The sequence below is a fragment of the Variovorax sp. BGA-UO-ETr-C22 genome (assembly GCF_059567965.1).
Genome location: NZ_JCAQPA010000007.1, coordinates 249,108 through 275,719 on the forward strand (window position 1 = coordinate 249,108; position 26,612 = coordinate 275,719).

General features: G+C 67.6%; 16 protein-coding genes and 2 pseudogenes. 7 read left to right on the forward strand and 11 right to left on the reverse strand.

The genetic code is table 11. The annotated features are described in order from the left end of the window. Window positions 1-13 precede the first annotated feature (13 nt). A complete protein-coding gene (pcaQ, locus tag AC57B8_RS05080) occupies window positions 14-943 on the reverse strand; it encodes a pca operon transcription factor PcaQ (protein ID WP_062479169.1) in 930 nt (309 codons plus the stop codon). Window positions 944-1,080: 137 nt separating this feature from the next. Between pcaQ and AC57B8_RS05085 the strand changes: the two genes are divergently transcribed. After that, complete coding sequence (locus tag AC57B8_RS05085) at window positions 1,081-2,100, forward strand: Bug family tripartite tricarboxylate transporter substrate binding protein (RefSeq protein WP_496478860.1); 1,020 nt, start codon at window positions 1,081-1,083, stop codon at window positions 2,098-2,100. On the opposite strand, the gene AC57B8_RS05090 is transcribed toward AC57B8_RS05085, so the two are convergent. After that, window positions 2,072-2,668: a MarR family winged helix-turn-helix transcriptional regulator gene (locus AC57B8_RS05090; protein WP_496478861.1), complete on the reverse strand. Its 597-nt coding sequence runs from the start codon at window positions 2,666-2,668 to the stop codon at window positions 2,072-2,074. The genes AC57B8_RS05085 and AC57B8_RS05090 overlap by 29 nt on opposite strands. 152 nt (window positions 2,669-2,820) lie before the next feature. Between AC57B8_RS05090 and AC57B8_RS05095 the strand changes: the two genes are divergently transcribed. The 3 genes from AC57B8_RS05095 to AC57B8_RS05105 all read left to right on the forward strand — a co-directional run bounded on the left by AC57B8_RS05095 (window position 2,821) and on the right by AC57B8_RS05105 (window position 6,251). Further along, window positions 2,821-3,840 (forward strand): Bug family tripartite tricarboxylate transporter substrate binding protein, encoded by a 1,020-nt coding sequence (locus AC57B8_RS05095; RefSeq protein ID WP_496478862.1) that lies wholly within the window; start codon window positions 2,821-2,823, stop codon window positions 3,838-3,840. A 106-nt stretch (window positions 3,841-3,946) separates the two neighbouring features. Further along, on the forward strand, window positions 3,947-4,900 hold the full coding sequence (locus AC57B8_RS05100; RefSeq protein WP_095949153.1) for a Bug family tripartite tricarboxylate transporter substrate binding protein: 954 nt from the start codon (window positions 3,947-3,949) through the stop codon (window positions 4,898-4,900). Window positions 4,901-4,919: 19 nt separating this feature from the next. Further along, the gene (locus tag AC57B8_RS05105) at window positions 4,920-6,251 is read left to right on the forward strand and encodes a sulfatase family protein (RefSeq protein WP_070063176.1); all 1,332 of its coding nucleotides are present in this window, start codon (window positions 4,920-4,922) and stop codon (window positions 6,249-6,251) included. A 236-nt stretch (window positions 6,252-6,487) separates the two neighbouring features. Here AC57B8_RS05105 and AC57B8_RS05110 read toward each other — a convergent pair. Beyond that, window positions 6,488-6,637: pseudogene (locus tag AC57B8_RS05110) on the reverse strand (IS5/IS1182 family transposase); the annotation flags it as partial. Between the two features lie 192 nt (window positions 6,638-6,829). Here AC57B8_RS05110 and AC57B8_RS05115 point away from each other — a divergent pair. Beyond that, window positions 6,830-7,180 (forward strand): NINE protein, encoded by a 351-nt coding sequence (locus AC57B8_RS05115; RefSeq protein ID WP_495265976.1) that lies wholly within the window; start codon window positions 6,830-6,832, stop codon window positions 7,178-7,180. Window positions 7,181-7,593: 413 nt separating this feature from the next. Here the strand turns inward: AC57B8_RS05115 and AC57B8_RS05120 are convergent. The 8 genes and pseudogenes from AC57B8_RS05120 to AC57B8_RS05155 form a co-directional block, all read right to left on the reverse strand. After that, window positions 7,594-7,851, reverse strand: a pseudogene (locus AC57B8_RS05120) (helix-turn-helix domain-containing protein); the annotation flags it as partial. Between the two features lie 1,299 nt (window positions 7,852-9,150). Continuing rightward, a complete protein-coding gene (locus AC57B8_RS05125; RefSeq protein WP_157627413.1) occupies window positions 9,151-9,321 on the reverse strand; it encodes a hypothetical protein in 171 nt (56 codons plus the stop codon). Window positions 9,322-9,426: 105 nt separating this feature from the next. Next, window positions 9,427-9,816, reverse strand: coding sequence for a hypothetical protein (locus AC57B8_RS05130; RefSeq protein ID WP_143599085.1), 390 nt, complete (start codon window positions 9,814-9,816; stop codon window positions 9,427-9,429). A 23-nt stretch (window positions 9,817-9,839) separates the two neighbouring features. Beyond that, window positions 9,840-10,283: an outer membrane protein assembly factor BamE domain-containing protein gene (bamE, locus tag AC57B8_RS05135; protein ID WP_496478863.1), complete on the reverse strand. Its 444-nt coding sequence runs from the start codon at window positions 10,281-10,283 to the stop codon at window positions 9,840-9,842. A gap of 66 nt (window positions 10,284-10,349) precedes the next feature. Continuing rightward, window positions 10,350-11,597: a beta-barrel domain-containing protein gene (locus tag AC57B8_RS05140; protein WP_496478864.1), complete on the reverse strand. Its 1,248-nt coding sequence runs from the start codon at window positions 11,595-11,597 to the stop codon at window positions 10,350-10,352. After that, window positions 11,594-13,786: a type I secretion system permease/ATPase gene (locus AC57B8_RS05145; protein ID WP_496478865.1), complete on the reverse strand. Its 2,193-nt coding sequence runs from the start codon at window positions 13,784-13,786 to the stop codon at window positions 11,594-11,596. The genes AC57B8_RS05140 and AC57B8_RS05145 overlap by 4 nt, the downstream gene beginning before the upstream one ends. Next, window positions 13,783-15,117, reverse strand: a complete 1,335-nt coding sequence (locus AC57B8_RS05150) for a TolC family outer membrane protein (protein WP_496478866.1) — start codon at window positions 15,115-15,117, stop codon at window positions 13,783-13,785. Before AC57B8_RS05150 ends, AC57B8_RS05145 begins: the two co-directional genes overlap by 4 nt. A 61-nt stretch (window positions 15,118-15,178) precedes the next feature. Next, entirely contained in the window at window positions 15,179-22,831 is a 7,653-nt protein-coding gene (locus AC57B8_RS05155; protein WP_496478867.1) for a tandem-95 repeat protein, read from the reverse strand. Window positions 22,832-23,452: 621 nt separating this feature from the next. On the opposite strand from AC57B8_RS05155, the gene AC57B8_RS05160 reads away from it, so the two are divergent. After that, the gene (locus AC57B8_RS05160; RefSeq protein ID WP_095746131.1) at window positions 23,453-24,280 is read left to right on the forward strand and encodes a response regulator transcription factor; all 828 of its coding nucleotides are present in this window, start codon (window positions 23,453-23,455) and stop codon (window positions 24,278-24,280) included. Window positions 24,281-24,295: 15 nt separating this feature from the next. Further along, window positions 24,296-26,608 (forward strand): sensor histidine kinase, encoded by a 2,313-nt coding sequence (locus AC57B8_RS05165; protein WP_496478868.1) that lies wholly within the window; start codon window positions 24,296-24,298, stop codon window positions 26,606-26,608. The last annotated feature ends 4 nt before the right edge of the window (window positions 26,609-26,612 follow it).

A 26,612-nucleotide genomic window follows, 5' to 3' on the forward strand; every position in this document is an offset into this window, starting at 1 on the left:
CTGAAGAAACCCTTCAGGCAGCGCGCGTGGCCGCGATGCCCCGGATGGTGTCCAGCAGCAGGCGCGCGCCCTCGCCCGTCTCGCTGCCGCGCCGCACGGTCACGCCCACCGGGCCTTCGGTGCTCGCCGTGTCGATGGCCACGCGCTTGAGTTCGCCGCGTGCCACGAAGCCTTCCACCGCGCCCTGCGGCGCAAACCACACCGCGTCGGAGCGCTGCAGCAGGCCCACGGCAAAGCTGGTGTCGGTGGCTTCCACCAGCCGCGCCGGCAGCGCCAGCCCCTGCGCGATGAGGAAGGCGTCGGCCGTGTGCCGGATCAGCGTGCCCGACACCGGCAGCACCAGCGGGTAGGCGGCCAGCGCGTCGAGCGTGGGCTTGCGCCGCGACGCCAGCGGATGGCCGGGGCGCACCACCAGCAGCAGCACCTCGCTGTACAGCTGCTCGAAGGCCAGGTCGGCCATGGCCGAGGCCTGCGCCAACCGGCCGAGCACGAGGTCGATCTCGCCCTGGCGCAGCTGCGTCATGAGCTGCGCGTTGGTGCCGCTCACCACGCGCACGCGCATCGCCGGGTGCGCCGCATGCAGCCGCGCGACCGCCTCGGGCAGCAGGTGCGCCGCCATGTTGGGCAAGGCGCCGACCGCCACGCGCAGCTGGTCGGCCTCGGGCTGGTCCATGGCCAGGCCCAGGCCTTCGCGCAGGCCGCGCAGCGCCGACACCGCATGGCGCACCAGCACCTCGGCGGCCGGCGTGAGCTCCACGCCGCGGCGGCGGCGCAGCAGCAACTGGCGGCCCACGATCTCTTCGAGCTCGGCCACCGTCTTCGACACCGCCGGCTGCGTGAGCGACAGCGCCTCGGCCGCGCGCACCAGGTTGCGCTCCTGCGCCACCATGACCAGGCATTGCAGGTGGCGCATCTTCAGGCGCTCAAAGTTCATGGCTGACATGCGGTTCTCCTCGAAGCCATTGGGGCGATGTGCTTTCAAATATAACCAGAGGGAATAGCTGGCGGAAGAGACTTCAGTTGTGCCGCGCCGCGCAGCCTTCTAGAGTGCCGTGAATACGGAGACAGACAAAGCAGCCCATGACCACGACCTTTTCCTCGAAGCCTTCCTCTTCAATCTTCGGCGCGCGCCGCCGCCTCACGCTCGCCGCCGCCTGCGCCGCGCTGGCCCTCGGCCTCGCCACACCGGCCGCGCAGGCCCAGGGGAGCTACCCCGCCAAGCCCGTGAAGTTCCTCGTCAACTTCCCGGCCGGCGGCCCCATCGACATCCTCGGGCGCGCGCTGGCCGATGCGCTGCAGAAAGACCTGAAGCAGCCCTTCGTGGTCGACAACCGCCCCGGCGCGGGCGGCAACATCGGCGCCGACGCCGTGGCCAAGAGCCCGGCCGACGGCTACACCGTGCTGCTGGGCATCGACAGCACCTTCACCGTCAACCCGCACCTGTACGCCTCGATGCCCTTCGCGGTGAAGGACCTCAAGCCGCTGATGATCTTCAGCTCGTCGGGCCTGAGCTTCACCACCGCCGCCTCGGTGAAGGCGAAGACGCTGTCCGACTTCATCGCGCAGGCCAAGGCCAAGGCCGAGCCCGCCACCTTCAGCTCGGCCGGCAACGGCAGCCCGGGCCACATTGCCGCGGAGATCTTCGCGAGCGCCACGGGCGCGAAGATCGTGCACGTGCCCTACAAGGGCAACGCCCCGGCCGTAATGGCCATGCTCGGCAACGAGGTGCAGGCCGGCATCGTCGCCACGCCCGGCGTGCTGCCGCAGATCCAGGGCGGCAAGCTGCGCGCCCTGGCCGTCACCGGCCGCCAGCGCGCGCCGCTGCTGCCCGAGGTGCCCACCGTGGGCGAGCTGGGCCTGAAAGAGCTGGAGTTCGAAGTGCTCTACCTCGCCATGGTGCCGGCCGCCACGCCCGAGCCCGTGATGCAGACCCTGCGCCAGGCGCTGCACAAGGCGCTGGCCATGCCCGAACTCAAGAGCCGCCTGGCCTCGCTCGACATGGTGCCGCTGGCCGAAACCGATGCCGCCGCCACGCGCCTGGCCACGGCGCAGGCGCGCTACGGCCGCATCGTCAAGGCGACCGGGATGAAGGTGGACTGACGGCCTTGCCGCTGCGCGCCGTGCTGTTCTTCTTTCCCTGGCCTGCAGCCGCCGCAGCAGCAGCCGCCGCATGGCGCCCCCGGTCGGCCTTGGGCAGCACCGCCTGCGCGACCATCGTTTCGGCCTGCGCCTGCAGCCGGAGCAGCGCGTCGTCGAAGCGCGCGGCATCGTCCGCGTCGAGCGTGCCCATCAGCTCGGCGTTGATGCGCGTCACCAGCGGAAAGAGTTCGTCGTACAGCGCCTGCCCCGTCGCCGTGAGGCCCAGCCGCACCTGCCGCCGGTCGCCCGCCAGCGCCGTGCGCGACACCAGCCGCTTGGCCACCAGCGAGCCCACCGCCTTCGAGGTGCGCGCCCGGTCGAGCTGCGCATGCTCGGCCAGCTGCGACGAGCCCAGCTCGCCCCGGCTCGCCAGCACCGCGATCAGCCGCCACTCGCGCCGCGTGATGCCGAAGCGGCCCTCGCACAGCCGGATCACCATGCTGCCCGCCACCGCGAGCAGGCGCGACAGCCGGTACAGCAGCAGGTCGTCCAGCGGGCGGCGCGGCGGGGTGGCGGCGTCTTCGGTCATGGGGGTGCGTCTCGAAAGGCCGGGTAAATCCGGGCGATGGTTGATTTGATCAATCGAATGTAGCGTCTCCAGAATCGTCCGCAGCCGCGGCCACCCGCCCGGCCACGCACAGACCCTGCCGAACGCCGAACGAGACCCCGGAGAGATTGACGATGCCCCAGCTTCCCGACCCGACCCGCCGCCGCACCCTGACCACCCTTGGCGGGCTGGCCCTTGCGCCCCTTGCATCCTTCGCACCGCTTGCGTTCGCGCAGCAGCAGCAACCCGCCGCCTTCACCCCCGGCCAGCCGATCAAGGTGCTCATCGGCGTGCCCGCCGGCGGCACGCAGGACGTGCTGACCCGCGCCATTGCCCACCAGGTGCGCGATTCGCTCGGCCCGCTCATCATCGACAACCGCTCGGGCGCGGCCGGCCGCATTGCCGTGGACGCCGTGAAGACCGCAGCGCCCGACGGCCACACCCTGCTTCTGGGCACCGCGAGCATGATGACCATGTTCCCCAGCGCCTACCGCAACCTGTCGTACGACCCGATCAAGGACTTCGTGCCGCTGGTGAACGCCGCGCGCTTCGAGCTGGCGCTCACCGTGCACAAGGACGTGCCCGCCAACACCCTGGCCGAGTTCATCGCCTGGGCCAAGGCGCAAGGCGACAAGGTCAGCTTCGGCTCGTACGGCGCCGGCACGCCCTCGCACTTCCTGGGCGAAATGCTCAACCGCGCGGCCGGCCTGAAGATGGTGCACGTGCCCTACCGCGGCTCCACGCCCGCGCGCCAGGACGTGATGGGCGGCACCGTGCCCGTGTACTTCGACACCATCGGCGGCGCGCAGCAGATGCTGCCCACCGGCCGCGTGAAGGTGCTGGCCACCAGCGGCGACAAGCGCTCGCCGCTCATGCCGCAGCTGCCCAGCTTCGTCGAGAGCGGCTACAAGGACGTGGTGGCCACCGCGTGGTTCGCCTACTACGCGCCGCTGAAGACGCCGCCCGCCACCGCCGAGAAACTGCGCACCGAAATCATCCGCGCCGTGAACAGCCGCGACGTGCGCCAGCTGCTGCTGCAGAACGGCATGTACCCCGTGGCCGACGGCCCCGAGGCGCTCGTGAAGACCATGCGCGAAGACATTGCCCGCTGGGCCGGCATCATGAAGGCCGTGAACTTCCAGGCCAACGACTGACCGACCGATCGACAACAAGGACACACCCTTCATGATCCCGCGCGCCCTCCCCGCTTTCGCTTCTTCCTTCAACCCGGCCCGCCGTCGCCTCGCCACCGTGCTGGCCATGGCCGGCCTCGTGGCGGCCATCGCCGCCCCCACGCTCGCACGCGCGCAGGCCGCCCAAGCCGCACTCGACAGCCCGCTGCGCATCGTCGTCGGCTACGCCCCCGGCGGCGCCACCGACCGCGTGGCGCGCATCGTGGGCGACAAGCTCGCGGCCCAGCTCGGCGTGCCCGTGATCGTCGACAACAAGCCCGGCGCGGGCGGCCGCCTGGCCGCGCAGCAAGCCAAGGCCACGCCCGCCAACCAGAACGTGCTGATGCTCGCCAACCCCGCCGTGATGGTGGTGGCGCCGCTCGTCTTCAAGGACAACGGCTACGACGCCGAGCGCGACTTCGTGCCCGTGTCGCACGTCAACGCCTACGACTTTGCGCTGGCCGTGTCGCCCACCCTGCCCGTGCGCGAGCTGAACCATCTGCTCGCATGGATGCGCGCCAACCCGCAGCAGGCCAACGTGGGCGTGCCCGCCACCGGCAGCCTGCCGCACTTCTTCGGCCTCATGGTGGGCGAGAAGGCCAAGGTGCAGACCCAGGTGATCGGCTACCGCGGCTCCGCCCCGCTGCTGAATGACCTGATCGGCGGCCAGGTGCCCATTGCCGTCGACACCGAAGACGTCGTGCTGCCCCAGCACACCGCCGGCAAGCTGCGCATCCTGGCGCTGTCGGGCGAAAAGCGCTCGCCCTTCGCGCCCACCATTCCGACCTTCAAGGAAGCCGGCCTCGACCTCGCCGCCACCGGCTGGAACACCTTCTTCGCGCCGGCCAGCATGCCCAAGGAGAAAGTCGAACGCCTGGCCACCACCATCCACGCCGTGATGCAAGACCCCGACACCCAACGCAAGTTCAAGGACGCCGGCATGACGCCGGTGGTGAGCACCCAGGCGCAGACCGCCGCGATGCTCAAGGCCTACAAGGCGCAATGGGCGCCCGTGGTCCAAAAGTCCGGATACCAGCCCTGATCGAAAAATCTTCCGACCTATGACGACACGCAGCACCCGCCCCAACATCATCTTCATCGTGGCCGACGACCTCGGCTATGCCGACCTCGGCTGCTACGGCGGCCGCGAGGCGCCTTTTGGCCGCGTGTCGCCCGTGCTCGACGGCCTGGCCGCCAACGGTTTGAAGCTCACGCAGGGCTACTCGAACTCGCCCGTGTGCTCGCCCACGCGCTTCGCGATGATCACCGCGCGCTACCAGTACCGCCTGCGCGGCGCGGCCGAAGAGCCCATCAACAGCCGAAGCCGCGGCAGCACCACGCTGGGCCTGCCCACCGAGCACCCCACCCTGCCGTCGCTGCTGAAAGACAGCGGCTACAAGACCGCGCTCATCGGCAAGTGGCACCTGGGCTACCCGCCCAGCTTCGGCCCGCTGCGCTCGGGGTATGAGGAGTTCTTCGGCCCCATGTCGGGCGGTGTCGACTACTTCACCCACTGCGATTCAGCCGGCCGCCACGACCTCTGGTACGGCGAAGAAGAGCACAAGGACGACGAGGGCTACCTGACCGACGTGCTCTCCAAGCGCGCCGTCGACTACGTCGAGCGCATGGCCACGCAAGAGGCGCCCTTCTTCCTGAGCCTGCACTACACCGCCCCCCACTGGCCGTGGGAAACCCGCGACGACGCCGACAAGGCGCCGCTCGTGAAGGACAACCTGTTCGACCTGTCGGGCGGCAACATTCATGTGTACCGCCGCATGATCCATCACATGGACGAGGGCATCGGCTGGATCATGGCCGCGCTCGAAAAGCACGGCATGGCCGACAACACCCTCGTCGTGTTCACCAGCGACAACGGCGGCGAGCGCTTCTCGGACAACTGGCCGCTCGTCGGCGGCAAGATGGATTTGACCGAAGGCGGCATCCGCGTGCCATGGATCGCGCACTGGCCCAAGGTGATTGCCAAGGGCGGCGAGAGCACCCAGCTGTGCATGACCATGGACTGGTCGGCCACCATGCTCGACGCCGCCGGCGTGAAGGGCGACGCGGCGTACCCGCTCGACGGCGTGTCGCTGATGCCCGTGCTGAAAGACGCCACCCACACCTTCCGCCGCCCCCTGCACTGGCGCATGAACCACCGCGGCCAGGAAGCGATGCGCGACGGCGACTGGAAGTACCTGAAGGTCGACGGCAACGAGTACCTGTTCAACATCCCGGCCGATGAGCGCGAACGCGCGAACCTGGGGAAGAAGGAGCCGCAGCGGCTGGAGGCGATGCGGGCGCAGTGGCAGGCTTGGAATGCGACGATGCCTGGGATTCCGGAGGATGCGACTGTGAGCCTTGGGTATTCGGTTAAGGATATGCCGCAGAGGTGAGCTTCTCGGTAGCGACGAATTTTGATTTGTTCGCCTAGTCGTAGCCCGACTACGGCTAGGCGAACAAAACGAGGTGCGTCAACGCACTGACAAGTGTCGTTGCGGCAATTGCACCTCTACTGCCACCGCGTGCAACTCAGGTGCTGCGCCAAGCCTTGTCGCGCGGGCTTGGCGAGCCCCATACAAGCGCAGCTAACGGTACCCATCCCGGTCCGTATCAATCACCTGTGCGCCGCTCACAGATTCGCCAGCGCGAACAGCGTGACGCTCTGCACGGTGTTCTTGCTCACCCCGCGATAGCGCGCTTTGGTAGACCGGAGCTGCTGCTTCACTACCCGCAACGGGTGCTCGAACTTGGCCCGAATGCCGGCCTTCATCTTCTCCACTCGCTCGGCCATGAACTCGGGCTCGATGAACGAGCTCAACGGTCCGCACTTTTCTCAGATCCCGCAAAGCTCGGACCCGTTTTTCAGAACTTCCTTAGAAGCAAAACTTTTGCCCACAAGCAGATGTGAATTGCTATGCTTGCCTCCGCTTCGGAGGAGGCGAACTAGATATTTCATTCATAGAAAGACCAAATGAATCAGGCGATTGCTAAGGGAAGCGACGAGAAATTTTGTTCAGAGTGTGGTTCGATCATCAAGCTTCGCGCTGAGATCTGCCCCAAGTGCGGAGTTCGCCAACTGCCCGCGCCTGGCGCGAACCTTCTTGGCCCTACCACCCGCGCTGGCAGGAGCAAGTTTGCCGCCGCAATGTGTGCTCTCTTTCTTGGCGGGTTCGGTATTCACAAGTTCTATTTGGGCCGGACAGGATGGGGCATCGTTTATCTCCTGTTTTTCTGGACATTCATTCCGGCCATCGTTTCATTTTTCGAGGCCATCTACTTGCTGCTAATGTCAGAAGAGACATTCGAGACGAAGTTCGGCTAGCACGCTTTCGTCCTTCCCGTCACCCGCCCCTTCCAATCGAACTAAGCTAAACAAGGCGTAGTTGGGCTACGACAAGTCCAAAAAAACGAAACACCTCCGCGCAGAGATGCTTGTCGTTGCGGCTGCTGTGCTGCGACCGCCCTACGCGCCGACCTGTTTTCCCGCCAGTGAACTACGGCTCCGTCCCTTGGGCGGCGGGAAGAGTCGTTCAATCGCGTCTGACACGCTGCACGGGGCGATCCTGCTGCACAGTTAGCATTTCATGCTTCACGTGTTGGATTCCGCCGATCTCTGACCCTAGATTTCCATTGAATACTGACCCACTCGCTTTGTGAGCCTGAAGGCTTCACGGTGTGGATAAGTGCTTGGTGTTCTCCTTTTTAGGTTGAGGCTGCGCAGAACTGTTTTTGTGTGTGGATCTGCCGCAGATTGCGCCGCTGTTTCCGCGATTTGGTTGCCTCGATCGCGAGCCAGGTCGCGAGTTTCTCGGCATAGGGATCGAGCTTGCTTGAGCTCGTCCGCTTGGCGTAGCGCGGCATTTCTTCGCCGGCTCGCAGGTACTTCTTTACGGTGTTGCGAGACAGGCCTGTACGCCTGGCTATCTCGCGGATGGACATCTGCTCTCGCAGGGCCCAGCGTCTGATGACACTCAATGTCGCCACGTCTATCACTCCTAGGATCCCCTGCTTTAAAAATGAGCAGGGTAGGGTTTTACGTGGGTCAGTCTTAGACGGAAATTACTGCTCTAACCGGGTCAATTTTCGGCGGCAATCAACAGGCTTGCATCCGATCCCTTCATCGTGAACTTGACCATTGAGACGGAGATCTCACCTTCCTGATCAGGTGCCTGCTTGGGAGTCCTTGCCATCTTGTCCCCTATAAATAAGACGCCAGTGTCGCAGGATATGTTACATGCGGCAACTTTTGGGTTGACTTTGACTGCGAGTCAATAGCTCTGTTTCAACCGCAAGCGCCGTTTGAAATCATCAACCTAGTCGTGCACCTTGGCAGATCTCATGGGGCGATATGCGGGGCGAACCGAAGCCGCCAAATCTCAAAAAATTACCGCACACAGTACAGCTAGGTCCGCCAGTTTCGAGACGTTCACGCCTATCGGCCCGGCCACTGGCCCAGCATCGATTCCGCTGCAATGCAGCTGTATATCTAAGGGGGTTGATTGAAGCGATGCACTCCTTTGGCCCGATTCGAAAGCCGCACACTCAGTACATATTCAAATCCGTCGCATTCAGTACGTCAGGAAGATGAGGCCGCCGCCGGTCACAAAGACGCGGCGGCCACCCAACTCCCCTACCCCCTCCCACTCTCCCCCAACAACCTCTCCGCCTCCCGCGCAAGATCCGCCGCAATCCACAGCATGTGATCCCGGTGTTTCTCCCCGGCTTCCTCGAACCACCCGTTGCCGTCGCCGTAGCAGCACCACAGCAGTGAGTTCAGCTGGGCCAGTTTGATTTCGAGGAGGTCTAGGGGGTCTTCGCCTGTGGGGGTGGACGAAGGGGGCGCGCCGCGTGTGCGGCGGGGAGATTGGGGCGTGGAACGCCCGGCCATAATTCGATCAGCCATTTGTTGTGCTCCTTCTAAGGTATTGCACGTCTCTTGGTCAGACGGTCAGGGTGTTCACGCACCCTGGCCGTCGCCTTTTGTGCCTCACATTCGTGTCGCCGCTTCACAAAGAGGCATCGACACCCGCCGTGAGGCAAGGCGGTTCATTCGCTCGTCAATCGATCAATGGATGCATGGGATGAAGGCGCTTCCTTTCACGGGGTTCGTCGGCCGCTACAGCGGGCCGTCTTGTCGCGGGGGCATTCACTGTAGAGAAGCGAAGCCGCGCAAGAGAAAAGAATTCGTCGACGATTTCTCGAATCGACGAGATATCTGAGGTGCCCCGGTTTTTCTGCTTCACCGGAGGCGAGACAAGGCGAAGCAAGACTCGGCTCGGGGCCGGCCGCTAGCTAGTGCGCGTGCGTGGCGCGCTCGGCTTCGCTGTCGTGGTGGTCCTGGCTGACGCCTCGCGCCGGCAGCGCGTCGGCCGCCAGCGCAAGGAAGAGCGCAAGGAGCAGCCACAGCGCCACGTCGCTCAACCGGTAGAGGTTCTTGCGAAAGCGCTTGGTGCGGCGGATCACGGCGCGCCTCCCGGGGCGGCCGTGCGGGCGTCGTCGTTCAACGCCGGAAGAAGACCAAGCCCCATGCAGCGGAACGCATCCACCTCGAGGGCCGCGTCGTCCACGTCAACCATGGGGCATGAGGTGGTAGAGCTCCGGCAGAAAGCCGCCGGGCGCGGTGAGGCGCGACTTGAGCCGCACGACCAGGTGCAGGTCGTCCACCAGATGGATGTCGCCGCCGCGGTTGGTGAGTTGCAGCTTCACGGCCAGCAGGCCCTGCAGCTTGGCGCGGTGCCATTCGGCGGCGTCGGCGATCTGTGCGCGCGTCATGGCCGCGATGCCGATGCCGTGTTCCAGTTCGGCCGCGCGCAGGCAGGCCACGACGCGGTCGACGCTTTTCAGCGTGCCCTCGATCACCTCCAGGCAGCGCTCGGCCAGCCGCGTGGGCTCGTCGGCGGAGTTGCCGTACACGAAGGCCTCATAGGGACGGGGCGCGCGCTTGGAATCGCGGGGCATGGGCTGCGGGCCGACGTTGCGGCTCAGCGCGGCAGCAGGTCCAGGCATTGGCGGCGGCGCCACACGGCGCTGCGCACGGCCTGGCTGTCGTCGAACACGACCTTGTACTGGCACACGAGGTAGTTGGCCGACTGGGGCATCTGGAACTTGAAGTGGTAGTCCCACTCGGTGCCGAGCGCGCCGCGCTGCTGCTTCAGCGCCTGCCCGAGCACGGCGAGCACCTGGGCCTGGTTGAGGCCGGGCTTGATCTCGCGAAAGCGCTCGGGCCGCGACACGACGCCGTCGCGCAGAAAGGGCTCCTTGAAGTCGGGGCGGCGCGCCTCGACGTCGCGGTAGTCCAGTTTGTCGGGGTTGCTCACGGGGTCCACGGGGTTGTCGCGGGCCACCGCAGGAGCGGCGGCGCCGAACAGCGCGGCGGCGAGCACGAAGGCGGCAGCGGCGGGGGATGCGTGCGGGGTGGTTTTCATGGCTAGCGTCCTCTTGGGTCGGATGGGTGTCGGATGGGTTTGCGGGGAGAGATGGGCGCGCGCGGGTCAGCGCTCGCGCATGGCTTCGCGCGCCTTGTTCAGCGGCTTGGTCAGGTAGTCCCACACGGTCTTGCGGCCGGTGCGGATGTCGGCGGTGGTCACCATGCCGGGCACGATGGGCATGCGGCGGCCGGCCTTGTCGGTGAGTGCGTCGGAGTCGGTGCGCACGAGCACGGGGTAGTACACGATCTCGGGCTTGACCTCGTCGCGCTGGGTGTCGGGCGCGATGGTCACCACGCGGCCCTTGAGGCCGCCGTACACGGCGTAGTCGTAGGCGGTGATCTTGATCTGCGCCTCCTGCCCGGGCCGCATGAAGGCGATGTCGCGCGGCGAGATGCGCGCCTCGACCAGCAGCTGGTCGTCGAGCGGCACCAGCGTCAGCAGCGACCCGTTGGGCGGCACGACGCCGCCGATGGTCGTGACCTGCAAGCTCTTGACGATGCCGCGCACGGGCGAGTTCAGGGTGAGCCGCTCGAGCGAATCGGCGCGCCCGCGCACCACGGACGACAACGACTTCACCTCGGCATCGGCCTTGGCCAGTTCTTCGCGGCTGCGCACCATGTAGTTGGCGCGCGCCTCGGCAATCTTCAGCTCCAGGTCGGCGGCCTGGCGTTGCAGCCGGATGAGCTCGACGTTGCTGGCCGCGCCGCTCACCTGCAGCGAGCGGGTGATGTCGAGCTCCTTGCGCACGAGCGCGAGCGCCTGGCCCAGGCCGGACACGGTGTCGCGCAGGCTGCCCTGGCGTGAGCGGAAGAGCGCGCTTTCGGAATCGACCAGTTGGGCGTAGGCCTTCAGCTCGGCGGGGAACTGCAGGCTGCCCTGCCCTTGCACCTCGGCGCGCAGGCGCACGCTGCTGGCCAGGGCGGCGCGGTAGCGCGCGGCGGTTTCTTCCACGTTCGATTCGCCGCGCGTGGGGTCGAGCTGCGCGAGCACCTGGCCCTTCTCGACGATCTGGCCTTCGTGCACGCGCAGCTCGGCCAGGATGCCGCCTTCGAGCGACTGGATGCGCTGTTCGCGCGAGCTGGGGATCACCTTGCCCATGCCGCTGGACACTTCGTCGATCTCGAAGACCCAGGCCCACACGAAGAAGGCGAGCAGAAAGAGCGCGATGAACCACACGACGCGCGTGGAGCCGCTGGCGCGGGCTTCGTCGAAGTCGTCGGCGCCGCCGGGGCCCCACACGGTGGCGGTGGATACGGCCGGTGCCTGCGCGGCGGCCTGCACCTGCGCCTTGGTCAATGTCACGGCGTTCATGCCTGCCCCTCCTTGCTGCGGCCTGCGGAGGCCATGGCCTCGCGCGAGGCGACTGCGCCCTGGCGCAGCCGCGCCATCACCTGCTCGCGCGGGCCGTCGAGCACGACGGCGCCGCCGTCCACCACGAGGATGCGGTCGACCGCCTCGAGCACGGCCGGGCGGTGCGTGGCCAGCACCAGCGTGCGGCCGGCGGGCAGCGCGCGCAGGTGTTCGATCACTTCGCGCTCGGCCACTTCGTCGAGCGAGGCGGTGGGCTCGTCGAGCAGCAGCACGCCGGGGCGGCGCAGCAGGAGCCGCGCGAGCAGCAGGCTCTGGCGCTGACCGCCCGAAAGGCCGCGCCCGCCTTCGAGCAGCGGATGGTCCAGCCCGGTGGGCAGGCGGCGCACGAAGGCCCAGGCGCCGGTGGCCTGCAGGGCCGCCACCAGTTCGGCGTCGGTGGCGTGGGGCGTGCCCATCTGCAGGTTCTCGCGCAGGGTGCCGTGGAACAGGCGCGCGTCCTGCGCGAGCAGGCCGACGTCGCGGCGCACGTCGGCGGGGTCGATGTGGGCCATCGACACGCCGTCGAGCAGCACGCTGCCCGCGCGCGGCTCGATGAGGCCCGACAGCGCCTGCAGCAGCGTCGACTTGCCCGCGCCGTTGCGCCCGAGCACGGCAATGCGTTCGCCGGCGCCGATGTGCAGCGCCTTCACGTGCAGCGCGGTGGTCTGGCCGTCGTGGCTGAAGACGGCGTCGCGCAGCGTGTAGTCGCCCTGCACGGCCGACCGGTGCACGCGGGTCTCGTGGGGCGGGTGGTCGACCGGGAGCTTCATGAGCTGGTCGAGCGCTTCGCCGGCCACCTTGGCCTGCTGCCAGCGGTTGAGCACCTGCGTCACGCCGGCCAGCGGCGCGAGCATGCGGGTCGACAAGATCGATGCGGCCACGAGCACGCCGGTGCTCATGTGGCCGTCCATGACGAGCGGCGCACCGAAGAACACGACGAAGGCGAAGGCGGCGCCCTGCACGGTCTGCGTCCAGTTGCTCAGGGTGTTGAGCAGCGCGCGCAGTTGCAGGCCCGAGTCGGCGTTGACGGCGTTGTAGTGGTTCCACTGGTTCTGGAAGCGCGGCTCGGCCTGCAGCCCCTTGATGTCGTCGATGCCCTGCACGGCCTCGACCAGCATGGCGTTGCGCAGCGACGACTCGCGCATGCCCGTCTGGGCCAGCGCGCGCAGGCGCGGTTGCGCCAGCAGGCTGGGCACGATCAGCAGCACGCACGCGGCCAGCGGCACGAGCACGAGCCAGCCGGCAATGAACCAGAACAGCACGCAGAACACGAAGAAGAACGGCAGGTCGGCCACGGCCGCCACCGTGGTCGACGTGAGCATTTCGCGCACGGGCTCCAGCTCGCGCAGCTGCGAGATGAAGGTGCCGGTGGCGCGCGGGCGTGCCGAGCCGCGCACGCGCAGCGCGTGGCCGAACACGCGGTCCGAAATGCGCAGGTCGGCGCGCTTGCCCACCACGTCGGTGATGCGCATGCGCGCACCGCGCATGACCCAGCTGAACGCGATCGACAGCAGCACGCCGCCGAACAGCACATGCAGCGTGGGCAGCGACTGCGCGGGCACGACGCGGTCGTACACCTGCATGGAGAACAGCGTGCCGGCCAGCGCCATGAGGTTGTAGGCCAGCGACGCGACGAGGATGTGGGCGTAGGGCCGCCAGTCGGCCAGCACGATCTGGCGCAGCCAGTGCGGCTCCACCGGGCGGATGTAGGCGTCCACGCGCGAGTCGGGCGCCGATTGCGCGGGCCGCAGCACGGCCATGGCTTCGAGGGCGGGTTGCAGCTCGTCCACGGTGCAGACGGTTTCCGCGCCCTGGTCGCCACCGAGCATCACGCGCAGGCCCTGCGCCGAGATGGCGGTGACCACGGCCACCTGCCCGTCGCGCAGCTGCAGCACCACGGGCAGGCGCCAGGGGCTCAGGGTGTCCAGGCGCGGCGCGACCTGGCGCACGGTGAGCCCGGCCTGCCGGGCCATCTGGCGCACGCGCTCACCGATGTCTTCGTGGTCGCTCCACGCGGCGGCGCCGCGGATGCGCTCGCGCGAGGTGTCGAGGTGGTAGTGGGCGGCCACGGCCAGCACGGCATCGACCCAGCCGGCGAGCAGCTCGGGGCCGCGCGCGGCGGACAGTTCGGGCACGGTGGTGGCGGTCATGGCTGGCCTCCGGCGACGAGCTCGCCCGCATCGACCAGCCCGAAGGCCTCGCGCAGGCGGCCCGACTGGTACAGGCACTCGACCGCGAGACGCTGCACCTCGTGCGCGCTCTCGGCCTGCTCGAAGCGCGCGCCGTGGAACTCCTGCTCGGCATTGAGCAGGTCGAGCAACGAGCGCGTGCCCAGCTGCAGGTACTGCTCGCGGTACAGGTCGCGCGTGCGCTGCGTGCTGTGCACGCGCGCGGCGAGCACGGGCAGGCGCAGCGCGTGGCCCTGCGACTGCACGCGCGCGTCTTCGAGGCGCTGGCGCACGCTGAGTTCTGCATAGCCCAGCGCGGCCTCGGCCGCCTCGACGGCGTGCGCGGCGGCGCGCTGGCGGGCCTGGCTGCGCCCGCCTTCATACAGTGGCGCGGTGAAGTTGACGGTGAACGTGCTTTCGTTGGCGGACTGGCCGGCGGGCCGCGCGCCCGATTCGAGCCCCCGGTTGACGGCGGCGTTGAGCGACAACGTGGGCAGCAGCTGCGCATCGGCACCGCGCAGCGCGGCCTGCGCCATGTCGCGTTCGGCCTGCGCCATCTGCACGGCCGGCGCGGGCAAGGCCGTCTGCGGCAGCGCGGCGCAGGCGCTCGCGAGCGGCGCGGACGCTTCGCCGGCGATGCCGGCCGGCGCGCGGCCCTGGGTCAGGTGCATGAGGTTCAGGCGCCAGCGCTCGGCCTGCGACACGGTGTTGAGTTGCTGGGCGCGCGCGGCTTCCAGGCGCGACTGCGCCTGTGCCACGTCGGACTGGCTGGTGGCGCCCTTGGCCTGGCGCTCGCCCACGAGGCCGGCCAGCGACTGCACGCCCTTCACCTGGGCCTGCGCGATCTCGCCGAGCGCCTGCTGGCGATGCACTTCGATCCACGCTTGCGCGGTGTCACGCACCACGTCGTCGACCGCCACCAGCAGCTTGGCGCGCGCGGCCGTGGCCGAGGCTTCGGCCTCGCTCACGGCACTCGACACCTTGCCGAAGTCGTACAGCAGCTGGGTCACCGACAGCGAGGCCTGGTGCACCTGGCGGCGACCGTCGGCCTGCAGCTGGCGGTTGCCCGTGCGTGCGCTGACGCCGGCGCTGACCTGCGGGTAGTAGCCCGAGCGCGCGGCCGCAATGCCCTCGCCCGCCTGCAGCGCCTGGCCGACGGCGTTGCGCACGGTCGGGTGCGAGGTGGCGGCCAGGCGCACGGCCTCGGCCATGCCCAGCGGGGCGGCGGTGCTCGCTTGCGCAAGCGCCGCCGATCCGGCGAGCAGGAAGAAAAGGCCCGCGGCAGCAGACGAAAGATGACGGGAAGCAAGCATGCGTGAAGACGTACAGACCACCAGGTGCCGACGCCGCAAGCGGCGCCGGCACACCGGTCGGTCAGTGGTGAAGCGCGAGGCCCATGTGGAGCTCGTCGGTGAGCGATGGCGCCACGGGCGGTGCGTAGGCCGCGAGCGAATCTGCGGACGACGCCAGCGACAGCACCGTGGGAGACGCCTGCGTGCCACCGAAGGCCGGTGGGAACGCGGCCTGCAACAGTGCATGCAGCGACTCGGCAGCGCCGAAGCCCTGCAGCATGTCGGACAGCTGCAGCCCGCCCCACGCCGGGCCGTCGCCGAAGGGGAAATGCGGCGCATCGTGCGGTTGCTGTTGCTGCTCGATCGACACCGTCACTTCGTCGACGCCGGCCAGGCCCAGCGAGTTTGCCGAGGTGAAGAGCGCTGCCGCACCCGCTGCAGGCGTGTAGTTGACGTGCAGCGTCTGCGTGGCCGCATTGCTCGCATCGCCGTCGCGGTCGACCACCTGGTAGCTGATCGTCTCGTCGTAGTTTTGCGAGGCGGTGGTTTTCGGTGCCACCTGGTAGCTGAACTCGCCCGTGTCGAAGTCCACGACCAGCTTGCCGCCCTTGTCGGTGGCAATGGTGACCTGGTGCGTCGCCTGGTTGTAGCTGTAGTCGCTGCTGGTGGCCGGGCCGGTCTTGATCATCTGGCTCGTGGCGCTGTTGAAGGCGTAGGTGGTGCCGTCGATGGTCAGCGTGGACACATGGCCGCCGTCGGCACCGAAGCCCGACGAACCGCCGAGGCCGCCGGTCAGCAGGTTGCTGACCGTGGGCGGCACGCTGATCGTGCCTTGCAGCATGTCGTTCAGCTGGCTCGTGTCGGTGACGATCTTGCCGTTGGTGTTCGTGCCGGTGTTGCCGTTGTAGGCGATGGGGTCGATGTAGGCCTGCTCCGTCGGGCCCAGGCTGGAACCCAGGCCCAGTGCGAACGAATTGATCTGGTGGGAGGTGAGGAAGTCCTTCCAGATCGCTTCTTCCCCGGCCTGGATGCCCCTGTCGGCCGAACCGCTGTTGCTGGTGTTCGTCAACTCGTCGACGTTGCCGTCGCCCAGGGTCGGCGCTCCGTCCGTGAGGAAGTAAGACACGTTCTGGGCGCCGTTCAGCTTGCCGGGGGCTGAAAAGCCGCTCATCGCCGCAGCCAGGGCAGCGTCGTAGTTGGTGCTGCCATCGGCCTCCAGGTTCGCCAACATCGCCTTGGCCTGGGCCGCCGTCATCCAGGCCTGTTGTGCCTCCCCTTCTGTGCTGAAGGTGACGAGCTGCACCCGCACCTCGCCATAGAGGTCGTAGCCGTCGATCAAGTTCTTGATGGCCTCCTTCGCACGCGCGAGCCGTGTCGGGGTCTCGCCTCTCATGCTCCCGGAGAGGTCCAGGATCACCATCAGGTTGGTATCGATCGGCGCCACGTCGACCGCCTGTTCGCCGTTCACGAGCACCGGCGCATCGTCCTTGACGGGCACGTTGAAGCCCACCGGCGCGCCGCTGAGCTGGCCATCGCTCACCACGGCCTCGAAGTGCAGGTTCGACACGCCCTCGCCGTTGCCCGCCGGGTGGTCGATCGGCGCCTTCAGCGTAACGGTGTAGCCCGCCTCGAACTGCCCCGCGCCCGTGGCGGTGACATTGCCCACCGCCACGGTCATCACCTCGGTGGTGACGCCGTCGACGGTGACGCTGCCCGTGAGCGTGTGCGTGCCAGCGTCCCAGGTCCACGACACCGGCTGGCCGCCGGAGGTGACGCCGGCCGGGCCGCTGAGCGACACCGACAGGTCGCCGGCCAGGCTGTCGGGGTCCGCGATGGAGATCTTGCCGGTCGATTGCACCGACGGCTCGCCCGCCGCCGGAATGCCGCCGGGCAGGCTGCCTTCGGAGACGATGCCGGCGTCGGTTGCCGTGGCCGTCGGCGGGTCGTTCACCGGGTTAACGGTCACGGTCACCGTGCTGGTGGTCGTGCCGCCGTGGCCGTCGCTCACGGTGACCGTGAAGCTGTCGGTGCCGTTGAAGTTGGCGTTGGGAACGTAGGTGTAGGTGCCGTTGGGGTTCACCGTCACCGTGCCGTTCGACGGGTTGCTGCCCTTCACGTAGGTGAGCGTGTCGCCGTCGACGTCACTGCCGACGATCTGGCCGCTGACCGGCGTGTCTTCGTCCGTGGTCTTGGTGTCGTCGGGCGCCTCTGGGGCCTCGTTGACGTTCTGCTCGTTGAGCGTGACGGGGATGTTCGTCGTGACGGTGCCGTCGCTCGCACCGACCACCAGCGCGTGCGCGTTGGCGCCTGCTTCGTAGTCGTTGACGAAGGCGGCAGCGCCTGCCGGCGTGAGGCTGATCTCGCCCGTGGCGGGGTTGATGGCGAAGTAGCCGTTGTCGTTGCCCGAGAGGATGCTGTAGGTGACGGTTGCGCTGTCGATGTCGGTGGCCTGGACTGTGCCGAGCACGGTGCCTGCGGGGCGGTTCTCGTCGTAGCCGAAGACGTAGCCAGTGGCCGTGTCGACCGGCGTGCCGCCGCCGTCGACGAACACGGGGGCGTCGTTGACGGGGTCGATCGTCACGGTGACGGTGCTGGTGGTGGTGCCGCCATGGCCGTCGCTGACCGTGACCGTGAAGCTGTCGGTACCGTTGAAGTCGGCATTGGGCGTGTACGTGTAGGTGCCGTCGGCGTTGACGGTGACCGTGCCGTGCGATGGGTTGCTGCCCTTGGTGTAGGTCAGCGTGTCGCCGTCGACGTCGCTGCCGATCACTTGGCCGCTGACGGGCGTGTCTTCGTCCGTCGTCGTCGTGTAGTTGGGCACCGTCGGTGCGTCGTTGATGTTCTGCTCGTTGAGCGTGACGGGGATGGTGGTGGTGGCCGTGCCATCGGTCGCGCCGATCACCAGCGCGTGCGCGTTGGCGCCTGCTTCGTAGTCGTTGACGAAGGCGGCAGCGCCTGCCGGCGTGAGGCTGATCTCGCCCGTGGCGGGGTTGATGGCGAAGTAGCCGTTGTCGTTGCCCGAGAGGATGCTGTAGGTGACGGTTGCGCTGTCGATGTCGGTGGCCTGGACTGTGCCGAGCACGGTGCCTGCGGGGCGGTTCTCGTCGTAGCCGAAGACGTAGCCAGTGGCCGTGTCGACCGGCGTGCCGCCGCCGTCGACGAACACGGGGGCGTCGTTGACGGGGTCGATCGTCACGGTGACGGTGCTGGTGGTGGTGCCGCCATGGCCGTCGCTCACCGTGACGGTGAAGCTGTCGGTTCCGTTGAAGTTGGCGTTCGGGGTGTAGGTATAGGTGCCGTCCGCGTTGACCGTGACCGTGCCGTGGGCTGGATCGCTGCCCTTCGTGTAGGTGAGCGTGTCGCCGTCGATGTCGCTGCCGACGACCTGGCCGCTGACGGGTGTGTCTTCGTCCGTGGTCTGGGTGAAGTTGGGCACCGTCGGCGCGTCGTTCACCGGGTCGATCGTGACCGTCACGGTGCTGGTGGTCGTGCCGCCGTGGCCGTCGCTCACGGTGACGGTGAACGTGTCGGTGCCGTTGAAGTTCGCGCTAGGCACGTACGTGTAGGTGCCGTCGGCGTTGACCGTGACGGTGCCATGTGCCGGGTCGCTGCCCTTCGTGTAGGTCAACGTATCGCCATCGACGTCGCTGCCAACGACCTGGCCGCTGACCGGCGTGTCTTCATTCGTCGTCTCGGTGTAGTTGGGCGCTGTCGGTGCGTCGTTGACCGGGTTGACGGTTACGTTCACCGTGCTGGTGGTCGTGCCACCATGGCCGTCGCTCACCGTCACCGTGAAGCTGTCGGTGCCGTTGAAGTTCGCGCCGGGGACGTAGGTGTAGGTGCCATCGGCGTTGACGGTCACCGTGCCGTGCGCTGGATCGCTGCCCTTGGTGTACGTCAGCGTGTCGCCATCGACATCGCTGCCGACGACCTGGCCGCTGACCGGCGTGTCTTCATTCGTCGTCTCGGTGTAGTTGGGCTCAGTCGGTGCGTCGTTGACCGGGTTGACGGTTACGTTCACCGTGCTGGTGGTCGTGCCACCGTGACCGTCGCTCACCGTGACCGTGAAGCTGTCAGTGCCGTTGAAATTGGCGCCAGGGACGTAGGTGTAGGTGCCATCCGCGTTGACCGTCACCGTGCCGTGCGCTGGATCGCTGGCCTTGGTGTACGTCAGCGTGTCGCCATCGACGTCACTGCCGACGACCTGGCCGCTGACCGGCGTGTCTTCGTTCGTGGTCTCGGTGTAGTTGGGCACCGTGGGTGCGGCGTTCACCGGAGCGACGGTGACCGTGATGGTGCTGGTCGTCGTGCCACCGTGGCCGTCGCTCACCGTGACGGTGAAGCTGTCCGTGCCGTGGAAGTTGGCGCCGGGGACGTAGGTGTACGTGCCGTCGGCATTGACGGTGACCGTGCCATGCGCCGGATCGCTGCCCTTGGTGTAGGTCAGCGTGTCGCCGTCGACGTCGCTGCCGACGACCTGGCCGTTGACCGGCGTGTCTTCGTTCGTCGTCTCGGTGTAGTTGGGGACCGTCGGTGCGTCGTTCACCGGATCGACCGTGACGGTGATGGTGCTGGTCGTCGTGCCGCCGTGGCCGTCGCTCACCGTGACGGTGAACGTGTCGGTGCCGTTGAAGTTGGCATTCGGGGTGTAGGTATAGGTGCCGTCCGCATTGACCGTCACCGTGCCGTTCGCGGGGTCGCTACCCTTCACATAAGTCAGCGTGTCGCCATCCACGTCGCTGCCGGTCACTTGTCCGCTGACGGGCGTGTCTTCGTTCGTCGTCTCGGTGTAGTTGGGCGCCGTCGGTGCGTCGTTCACCGGGTTGATGGTCACGGTCACCGTGCTGGTGGTCGTGCCGCCGTGGCCGTCGCTCACCGTGACGGTGAAGCTGTCGGTGCCATTGAAGTTAGCACCCGGGGTGTAGGTGTACGTGCCATCGGCATTGACCGTGACCGTGCCGTGCGCGGGGTCGCTGCCCTTGGTGTACGTCAACGTGTCGCCATCGACGTCACTGCCAACAACTTTGCCGCTGACGGGCGTGTCTTCGTTCGTGGTCTGGTTGTAGTTGGGCACCGTCGGTGCGTCGTTGACCGGATCGATCGTGACCGTCACCGTGCTCGTCGTCGTGCCGCCATGACCATCGCTCACCGTCACGGTGAACGTGTCGGTGCCGTTGAAGTTCGGGTTCGGCGTGTAGGCGTACGTGCCATCGGGATTGACCGTGGCAGAGCCGTTCGAAGGATTGCTGCCCTTGGTGTAGGTCAACGTGTCACCGTCGACGTCGCTGCCGATGACCTTGCCGTTGACCGGCGTGTCCTCGTTCGTGGTCTGGTTGTAGTTGGGCGCCGTCGGGGCGTCGTTGACCGGATCGACGGTGACGGTGACGGTGCTGGTCGTCGTACCACCGTGGCCGTCACTGACCGTGACGGTGAACGTGTCGGTGCCGTTGAAGTTCGGGTTCGGCGTGTACGTGTAGGTGCCGTCGGGGTTGACGACCACCGAGCCATTCGAGGGATTGCTGCCCTTCGTGTAGGTCAGCGCATCGCCGTCCACGTCAGCGCCCGTCACCTTGCCGCTGACCGGCGTGTCTTCATTCGTGGTCTCGGTGTAGCTGGGCGCCGTCGGTGCGTCGTTGACCGGGTTGATGGTCACATTCACCGTACTGGTGGTGGTGCCGCCGTGGCCGTCGTTCACCGTCACGGTGAAGCTGTCCGTGCCGTGGAAGTTGGCGCTCGGGGTGTAGGTGTAGGTGCCATCGGCATTGACCGTGACGGTGCCGTGCGCCGGGTCACTGCCCTTCGCGTACGTGAGCGTGTCGCCATCCACGTCACTGCCGACGACCTTGCCGCTGACCGGCGTGTCTTCGTTCGTCGTCTCGGTGTAGTTGGGCGCCGTCGGTGCGTCGTTGACCGGATTGATGGTCACGTTCACCGTGCTGGTGGTGGTGCCGCCATGGCCGTCGCTCACCGTGACGGTGAAGCTGTCCGTGCCGTGGAAGTTGGCACCAGGGACGTAGGTGTACGTGCCATCGGCGTTGACCGTGACTGTGCCGTGCGCTGGATCGCTGCCCTTCACGTAAGCCAGCGTGTCGCCATCGACGTCGCTGCCAATGACCTGGCCGCTCACGGGCGTGTCTTCATCCGTGGTCTTGGTGTAGTCAGGCACCGTCGGTGCGTCGTTGACGGGGTTGATGGTCACGGTGACGGTGCTGGTCGTCGTGCCGCCGTGGCCGTCGCTCACCGTGACGGTGAAGCTGTCGGTGCCGTTGAAGTCGGCGCTGGGCGTGTAGGTGTAGGTGCCGTCGGCGTTGACGGTGACCGTGCCGTGCGATGGGTCGCTGCCCTTGGCGTAGGTCAGCGTGTCGCCATCGACGTCGCTGCCAACCACTTGCCCGCTGACGGGCGTGTCTTCGTTCGTGGTCTTGGCGTAGTCGGGCACCGTGGGTACATCGTTCACCGGATCGACGGTGACCGTGATGGTGCTCGTCGTCGTGCCGCCGTGGCCATCGCTCACCGTCACGGTGAAGCTGTCCGTGCCGTGGAAGTTGGCACCCGGGGTGTAGGTGTAGGTGCCATCGGCATTGACCGTGACCGTGCCGTTCGCCGGATCGCTGCCCTTCACATACGTCAGCGCATCGCCATCGACGTCGGTGCCGACCACGCTTCCGCTGATCGGCGTGTCTTCGTTCGTCGTCTCGTTGTAGTCGGGCGCCTTGGGCGCGTCGTTGACGGGCGAGACCGTCACCGTCACCGTGCTCGTCGTCGTCCCGCCATGGCCGTCGCTCACCGTCACGGTGAAGCTGTCGGTGCCATTGAAATTGGGGTTCGGCGTGTAGACATACGTGCCGTCCGGGTTGACCGTCACCGTGCCGTGCGCCGGGTCGCTGCCCTTCGTGTAGGTCAGCGTGTCGCCGCTGTCGATGTCGCTGCCGGTCACGCGGCCGCTCACGGGCGTGTCTTCGGTCGTGGTCTCGGTGTAGTCGGGCGCGGTGGGCGCGTCGTTCACGGGCGAGACGGTCACGGGCACCGTGACGGTGGTGGTGCCGCCCTTGCCGTCGCTGACGGTCACTTCGAAGCTGTCGGGCCCTTCGTAGCCGGGCTTGGGCGTGTAGACGAACTGGCCGGTCGACGGATCGACGGTGACGGTGCCGTGCTCGGGGCCCTTGGCGACGGTGTAGTTCAGCGTGTCACGGTCGGGGTCGGTCGCCTGCACTTGTCCGCTAACGGGCTTGTCCTGATCGGTGACGACAGGGTCGGCCTTGCCTTCGGGGCCACGGTTCTGCGCGGGAAGCAACGGCGGGATGAAGGCCGGGCCACCGCCGCCGCCACCACCACCGCTCGCGGCGGCACCGACGCCCAGCACGCCGAGCGCGCCCAGCAGCCAGCCCGGCACGCCGTCGGGCAGCAAGGCGCCGCCGGCGTCGTTCCATTCGATCTCGGTGAAGTGGAAGTCCTTCCAGGGCGCGGTGTACTGGCCCCACCACTGCACGCCGGCGCCGTCTTCGAGCACGAGGTCGTTGCGGCCGGCGTCGGGGTACTCGGCGAAGAAGCCGCGCACGGCGACTTCCTGGCCGTCGCGCAGCACGAGCACGAGGTCGTCGCCGCGGCGCTCGAACTTGAGCACGCTCTCGGGCGCGATCTTCAGCGTGACGATCGACGGGCGATCCAGAACCAGAGGGGCTTCCGCCGTCGCTTTGCGGGATGACGCGCCACCAGACTTGTAAACAGCTTCCATGATTGGTCTTTCTCCTTGACTCCGGACCTCGGGCGAGCCCTCGCTTTCAGCGAACAGCCCGGGTCGCACGTTGGGAAATCTCGAAGGCCGTGGGTGGCTCTCGAGGACTCGCCGGCGCGACCCGGTGCGTGGGTCACGCAGGCTTGCGCTTGCATGGGGCGGGATTCTTGGTTCGGGGGGGTGTCCGGACTTTTGCCGGAGAGGCCGTGGCGTTTGCCGTGGCGTACAACTGTTCACAAACGTGTGTGAATGTCGAATACTTCACACGATTGGCGAAAGAAAATCAGCAATTCGCAAGTTGGGAAAGCGAGCGCTGGCGGTCTTTTGGCTTACGGGCTTTTGCCGGAGCGTCCAATTCTTTTGATGGACGGAATCGGCCCGGCTATTTCCTGCAATACCGGACGGGCCCTGTCCAGCACCCCGTTTTCCCTCTGACAGCCCCCCTCGCCACGGCACCTTTTTTAAGGCCTCGGGCGGCAATGGCGGGCGGATCGATCAGGAATGAAGACCGGTCATTGGATGAATTTGCATTTCTTGTGACAATGATTACCAAATTAATTTCTTGGTTACATTGTTTCGGCCACAGGGCGTTCCAACGCGGTGCCGGCGCCCCTTCTTTCCATGTCCTATTGGTCACCTCCGGAGCCCCGGAGAGCTCATCTGCTGGTTGTCGACGACAACGTTGACGAACTCAAGCTCTTGCTGGAAACGCTGCGGGGCACCGGCTACCGCATCACGCTCGCCTTCGATGCGATGGAGGGCTACCGGCGCGCGACGACGCTGCAGATGGACCTGGTGCTGCTGGACGTGCGCCTGGGCGGCACCGACGGGTTTGCCGCCTGCCGCCTGCTGAAGGCCGACCCGGCCACGGCGGACATTCCGGTGATCTTCGTGACCTCGTCGGCCAGCCTGGAAGAGCGCCTGACAGGCCTGCGCGCCGGCGCGGTCGACTACATCGTGAAGCCCTTCGACCCGGCCGAGGTGATGGCCCGCGTCGAGATTCACCTGGCGCTGGCGGAATCCCGCAGGGCGCGCATCGCCCCTGCCACGCAGGCGGCGCCCCCGCCCGACAGCCCCGCCGCGAACGACGGCGGCGCGCCGGGCTCGGGCATGGACCGCGCGCTCATGCAGGCGGCGGAGCGGTTGATACTGGCCGACCTGAGCCGCGTGCTGCCGCTGCGCGAGCTGGCGGCGCGCGTGGGCACGCATGAAAAGCGCCTGTCGCGCGTGTTCAAGGAGCTGACGAACCGCACGGTGTTCGAGTTCGTGCGCGAAGCGCGGCTGCACGAGGCGCAGCGCCTGCTGCTCGAATCGGCCATGCGCATCGAAGAGATCGCCGCGGCGGTGGGGTTCTCGAGCGCCGCGAATTTCGCGACGGCGTTTCGCGAGTACTTCGACTGCACGCCCTCGGCCTGTCGCCAGGCCGGTGTCGAACGTTCCGGCACCTGACGCGCGATGCATCCGGTGCGCACACGCCCCTGGTGGGCAAGCGGCTTGCTGCTCGGCCTCGCCTTGTGGTTGTGGGGCTTCGCGGCCAGCGCGGCGGAGGCCGTCAGGTTCAGCGCGCTGACCCGGGGCAATGTCTCCGTCGAACAGACCGTCGAAGTGCTGGAAGACCCCACGGCCCGCCTGTCGGCGCGCGAGGTGCTCGCCTTGCCGAGCGGCGGCGCGAACGGGTTCGTGCCCGCCACGCCCGACCAGCTGATGCGCGGGTTCTCGACCTCGGCGGTGTGGCTGCGCCTGTCGCTGGTCAACGATGCGCAGGAAGTGCGCACAGCGCGGTTCGGGCTCAACGTGACGTGGCTGCGGCATGTCGACTTTCATCTGCTGCGCACGCGCAATGGCCAACCCGCATGGACGCACGCGCAGGCCGGCGTGTCCGACCCGATGGACAGCACGCACCGCCACGACCGCATTCCGCAGCTGCAGATCGACCTGCAGCCGGGCGAGTCGGTGCAGGTGCTGGTGCGCGTGATGAGCACGGGCCAGATCAAGCTGGTGCTGGAGCTGCACACCGACGAGGCGTGGCATCACATCGAACGCAACCATGCGCTGCTCAGCGGCCTGCTGATCGGCGGGCTGCTGGCATTCGCGGTGTACTCGGCCGCGCTGTGGTGGATTTCGCGCGCGCCGATGCTGGCCTTTCAGGCGGGGAGCTTTGCATTGCTGGCGCTGTACGAGGCCACCTACCGGGGCTACGCGCGCATTGCGCTGTGGCCCGACAGCACCGTCTGGAGCTACCGCGGCCACAGCGTGATGGTGGCGGCCACGGCGCTGTGCCTGCTGCTGTACTTTCACGAGCGCGGCCGCCAGAGCCCGGTGCGCGTGCCCGGGCGCCCGCTGCTGTTCGTGCTGGCCGGCGTCGAAATCGTCGTGCTGCTGGGCACCCTGCTCGGCCCCTATGCGACCTTCGCGGCCATCGGCATCGTGAACGCGCCACTGATCGTGCTCGCGCTGACGGTCTGCACCTTCATCTACCAGCGGCGCGCCGGGCCGGGCGGGCGGCTGTCGCTGATGGTGATGCTCGTGATCTGCGTGGGCGCGCTGATGCGCATGTCGGCGCTGATGTTCGCGGAGCGCTCGATGTCCGACTTCGATCACTATGCGCTGGCGTTCCCGGGCATGCTGGTGGGCGCGTTCGCGATCACGGCCTGGTCGTTCCAGGAAACGCGCCAGCGCAACGCGGCGCAGCAGACGCTGCTGCAGTGGCAGGCCCAGGAACAGCAGCGGCTCGAAGAAGAAGTGGTGCGCAAGACGCGCGCGCTGAGCGAGGCGCTGGGCCAGGCCGAGCAGCGCACGCGCGAGCAGAAAGAACTGCTGGCCTACATCAGCCACGACCTGCGCGCGCCGGTGGCCACCATCCTGGGCAACCTGAAGCTGATGCAGGACGGCAGCGACACGCCTGCGCCCGCGCGGCTCGCCACCATCGAGCGCAGCGCGGCCTACCAGCTGGAGCTGATCGATGACCTGGTCGACTACGCCAAGGGCGAGCTGGCGCCGCTGGCCGTCGAGGCGCAGCCGGTGCAGCTGCGCACGCTGGTCGACAACGTCGCGCAGTACGCGCACGCGCTCGCGCAGCGCCAGCACAACAGCTTCGAACTGACGATCGACGGCGAGCTGCCGGCCCTGGTCCGCCTGGACGGCAAGCGGCTGCAGCAGGTGGTGCTGAACCTGCTGTCGAACGCGGCCAGGTTCACGCGCAACGGCACCATCGGGCTGCGGCTGCAGGCGCAGCCGTCCAACGGCGCGTGGCAGCTGCATTTCGAGGTGACCGACAGCGGCACGGGCATCGACGCCGACACGCTCGAGCGCATGACGCGCCTGCTGGCCGACAACGCGCCCAGCATGGCGGGCGGCGGGCTCGGGCTGGTGATTGCGCAGCGCATCGTGCAGCGGATGGGCGGGCGGCTCGCCATTCACAGCGGCATGGGCTCGGGGACGCGGGTGGTGTTCTCGCTGTCGACCGAGCCGGCGCCTTCGTCGGACGCGCCTGCACCGCCGCCATCGGAACCCATCGCCGCGCCGCGCCCGCGTGCCAGGCCCCGGGCGCGCGGCCGGCTGCTGCCGGTGCTGACGCCGCTGTCGCCGGCGCAGAAGGACGAACTCGAAGTGCTCGCCCGCGACGGCCGCTGGAGCGACCTGCACGAGTGGGTGAACCGGCTGGCCACGGAGGCGCACAGCCAGCCGATGGTGCTGACGCTTCGCCAGGCGCTGGACCGGCTGGATTTCGAGCAGATCCGGTTGATTGCGCGCGCGGCGCCTTTGCGTCCGCTCTGAGAAC

Excerpts from the sequence above, each read along its gene's own strand:
- AC57B8_RS05140 (WP_496478864.1), bottom strand. The coding sequence starts at position 11,597 with ATGAACGCCGTGACATTGACCAAGGCGCAGGTGCAGGCCGCCGCGCAG.
- AC57B8_RS05100 (WP_095949153.1), top strand. The coding sequence starts at position 3,947 with ATGGCCGGCCTCGTGGCGGCCATCGCCGCCCCCACGCTCGCACGCGCG.
- AC57B8_RS05150 (WP_496478866.1), bottom strand. The coding sequence starts at position 15,117 with ATGCTTGCTTCCCGTCATCTTTCGTCTGCTGCCGCGGGCCTTTTCTTC.
- AC57B8_RS05115 (WP_495265976.1), top strand. The coding sequence starts at position 6,830 with ATGAATCAGGCGATTGCTAAGGGAAGCGACGAGAAATTTTGTTCAGAG.
- AC57B8_RS05130 (WP_143599085.1), bottom strand. The coding sequence starts at position 9,816 with ATGCCCCGCGATTCCAAGCGCGCGCCCCGTCCCTATGAGGCCTTCGTG.
- bamE (WP_496478863.1), bottom strand. The coding sequence starts at position 10,283 with ATGAAAACCACCCCGCACGCATCCCCCGCCGCTGCCGCCTTCGTGCTC.
- pcaQ (WP_062479169.1), bottom strand. The coding sequence starts at position 943 with ATGTCAGCCATGAACTTTGAGCGCCTGAAGATGCGCCACCTGCAATGC.
- AC57B8_RS05145 (WP_496478865.1), bottom strand. The coding sequence starts at position 13,786 with ATGACCGCCACCACCGTGCCCGAACTGTCCGCCGCGCGCGGCCCCGAG.
- AC57B8_RS05155 (WP_496478867.1), bottom strand. The coding sequence starts at position 22,831 with ATGGAAGCTGTTTACAAGTCTGGTGGCGCGTCATCCCGCAAAGCGACG.
- AC57B8_RS05160 (WP_095746131.1), top strand. The coding sequence starts at position 23,453 with ATGTCCTATTGGTCACCTCCGGAGCCCCGGAGAGCTCATCTGCTGGTT.
- AC57B8_RS05085 (WP_496478860.1), top strand. The coding sequence starts at position 1,081 with ATGACCACGACCTTTTCCTCGAAGCCTTCCTCTTCAATCTTCGGCGCG.
- AC57B8_RS05090 (WP_496478861.1), bottom strand. The coding sequence starts at position 2,668 with ATGACCGAAGACGCCGCCACCCCGCCGCGCCGCCCGCTGGACGACCTG.
- AC57B8_RS05095 (WP_496478862.1), top strand. The coding sequence starts at position 2,821 with ATGCCCCAGCTTCCCGACCCGACCCGCCGCCGCACCCTGACCACCCTT.
- AC57B8_RS05105 (WP_070063176.1), top strand. The coding sequence starts at position 4,920 with ATGACGACACGCAGCACCCGCCCCAACATCATCTTCATCGTGGCCGAC.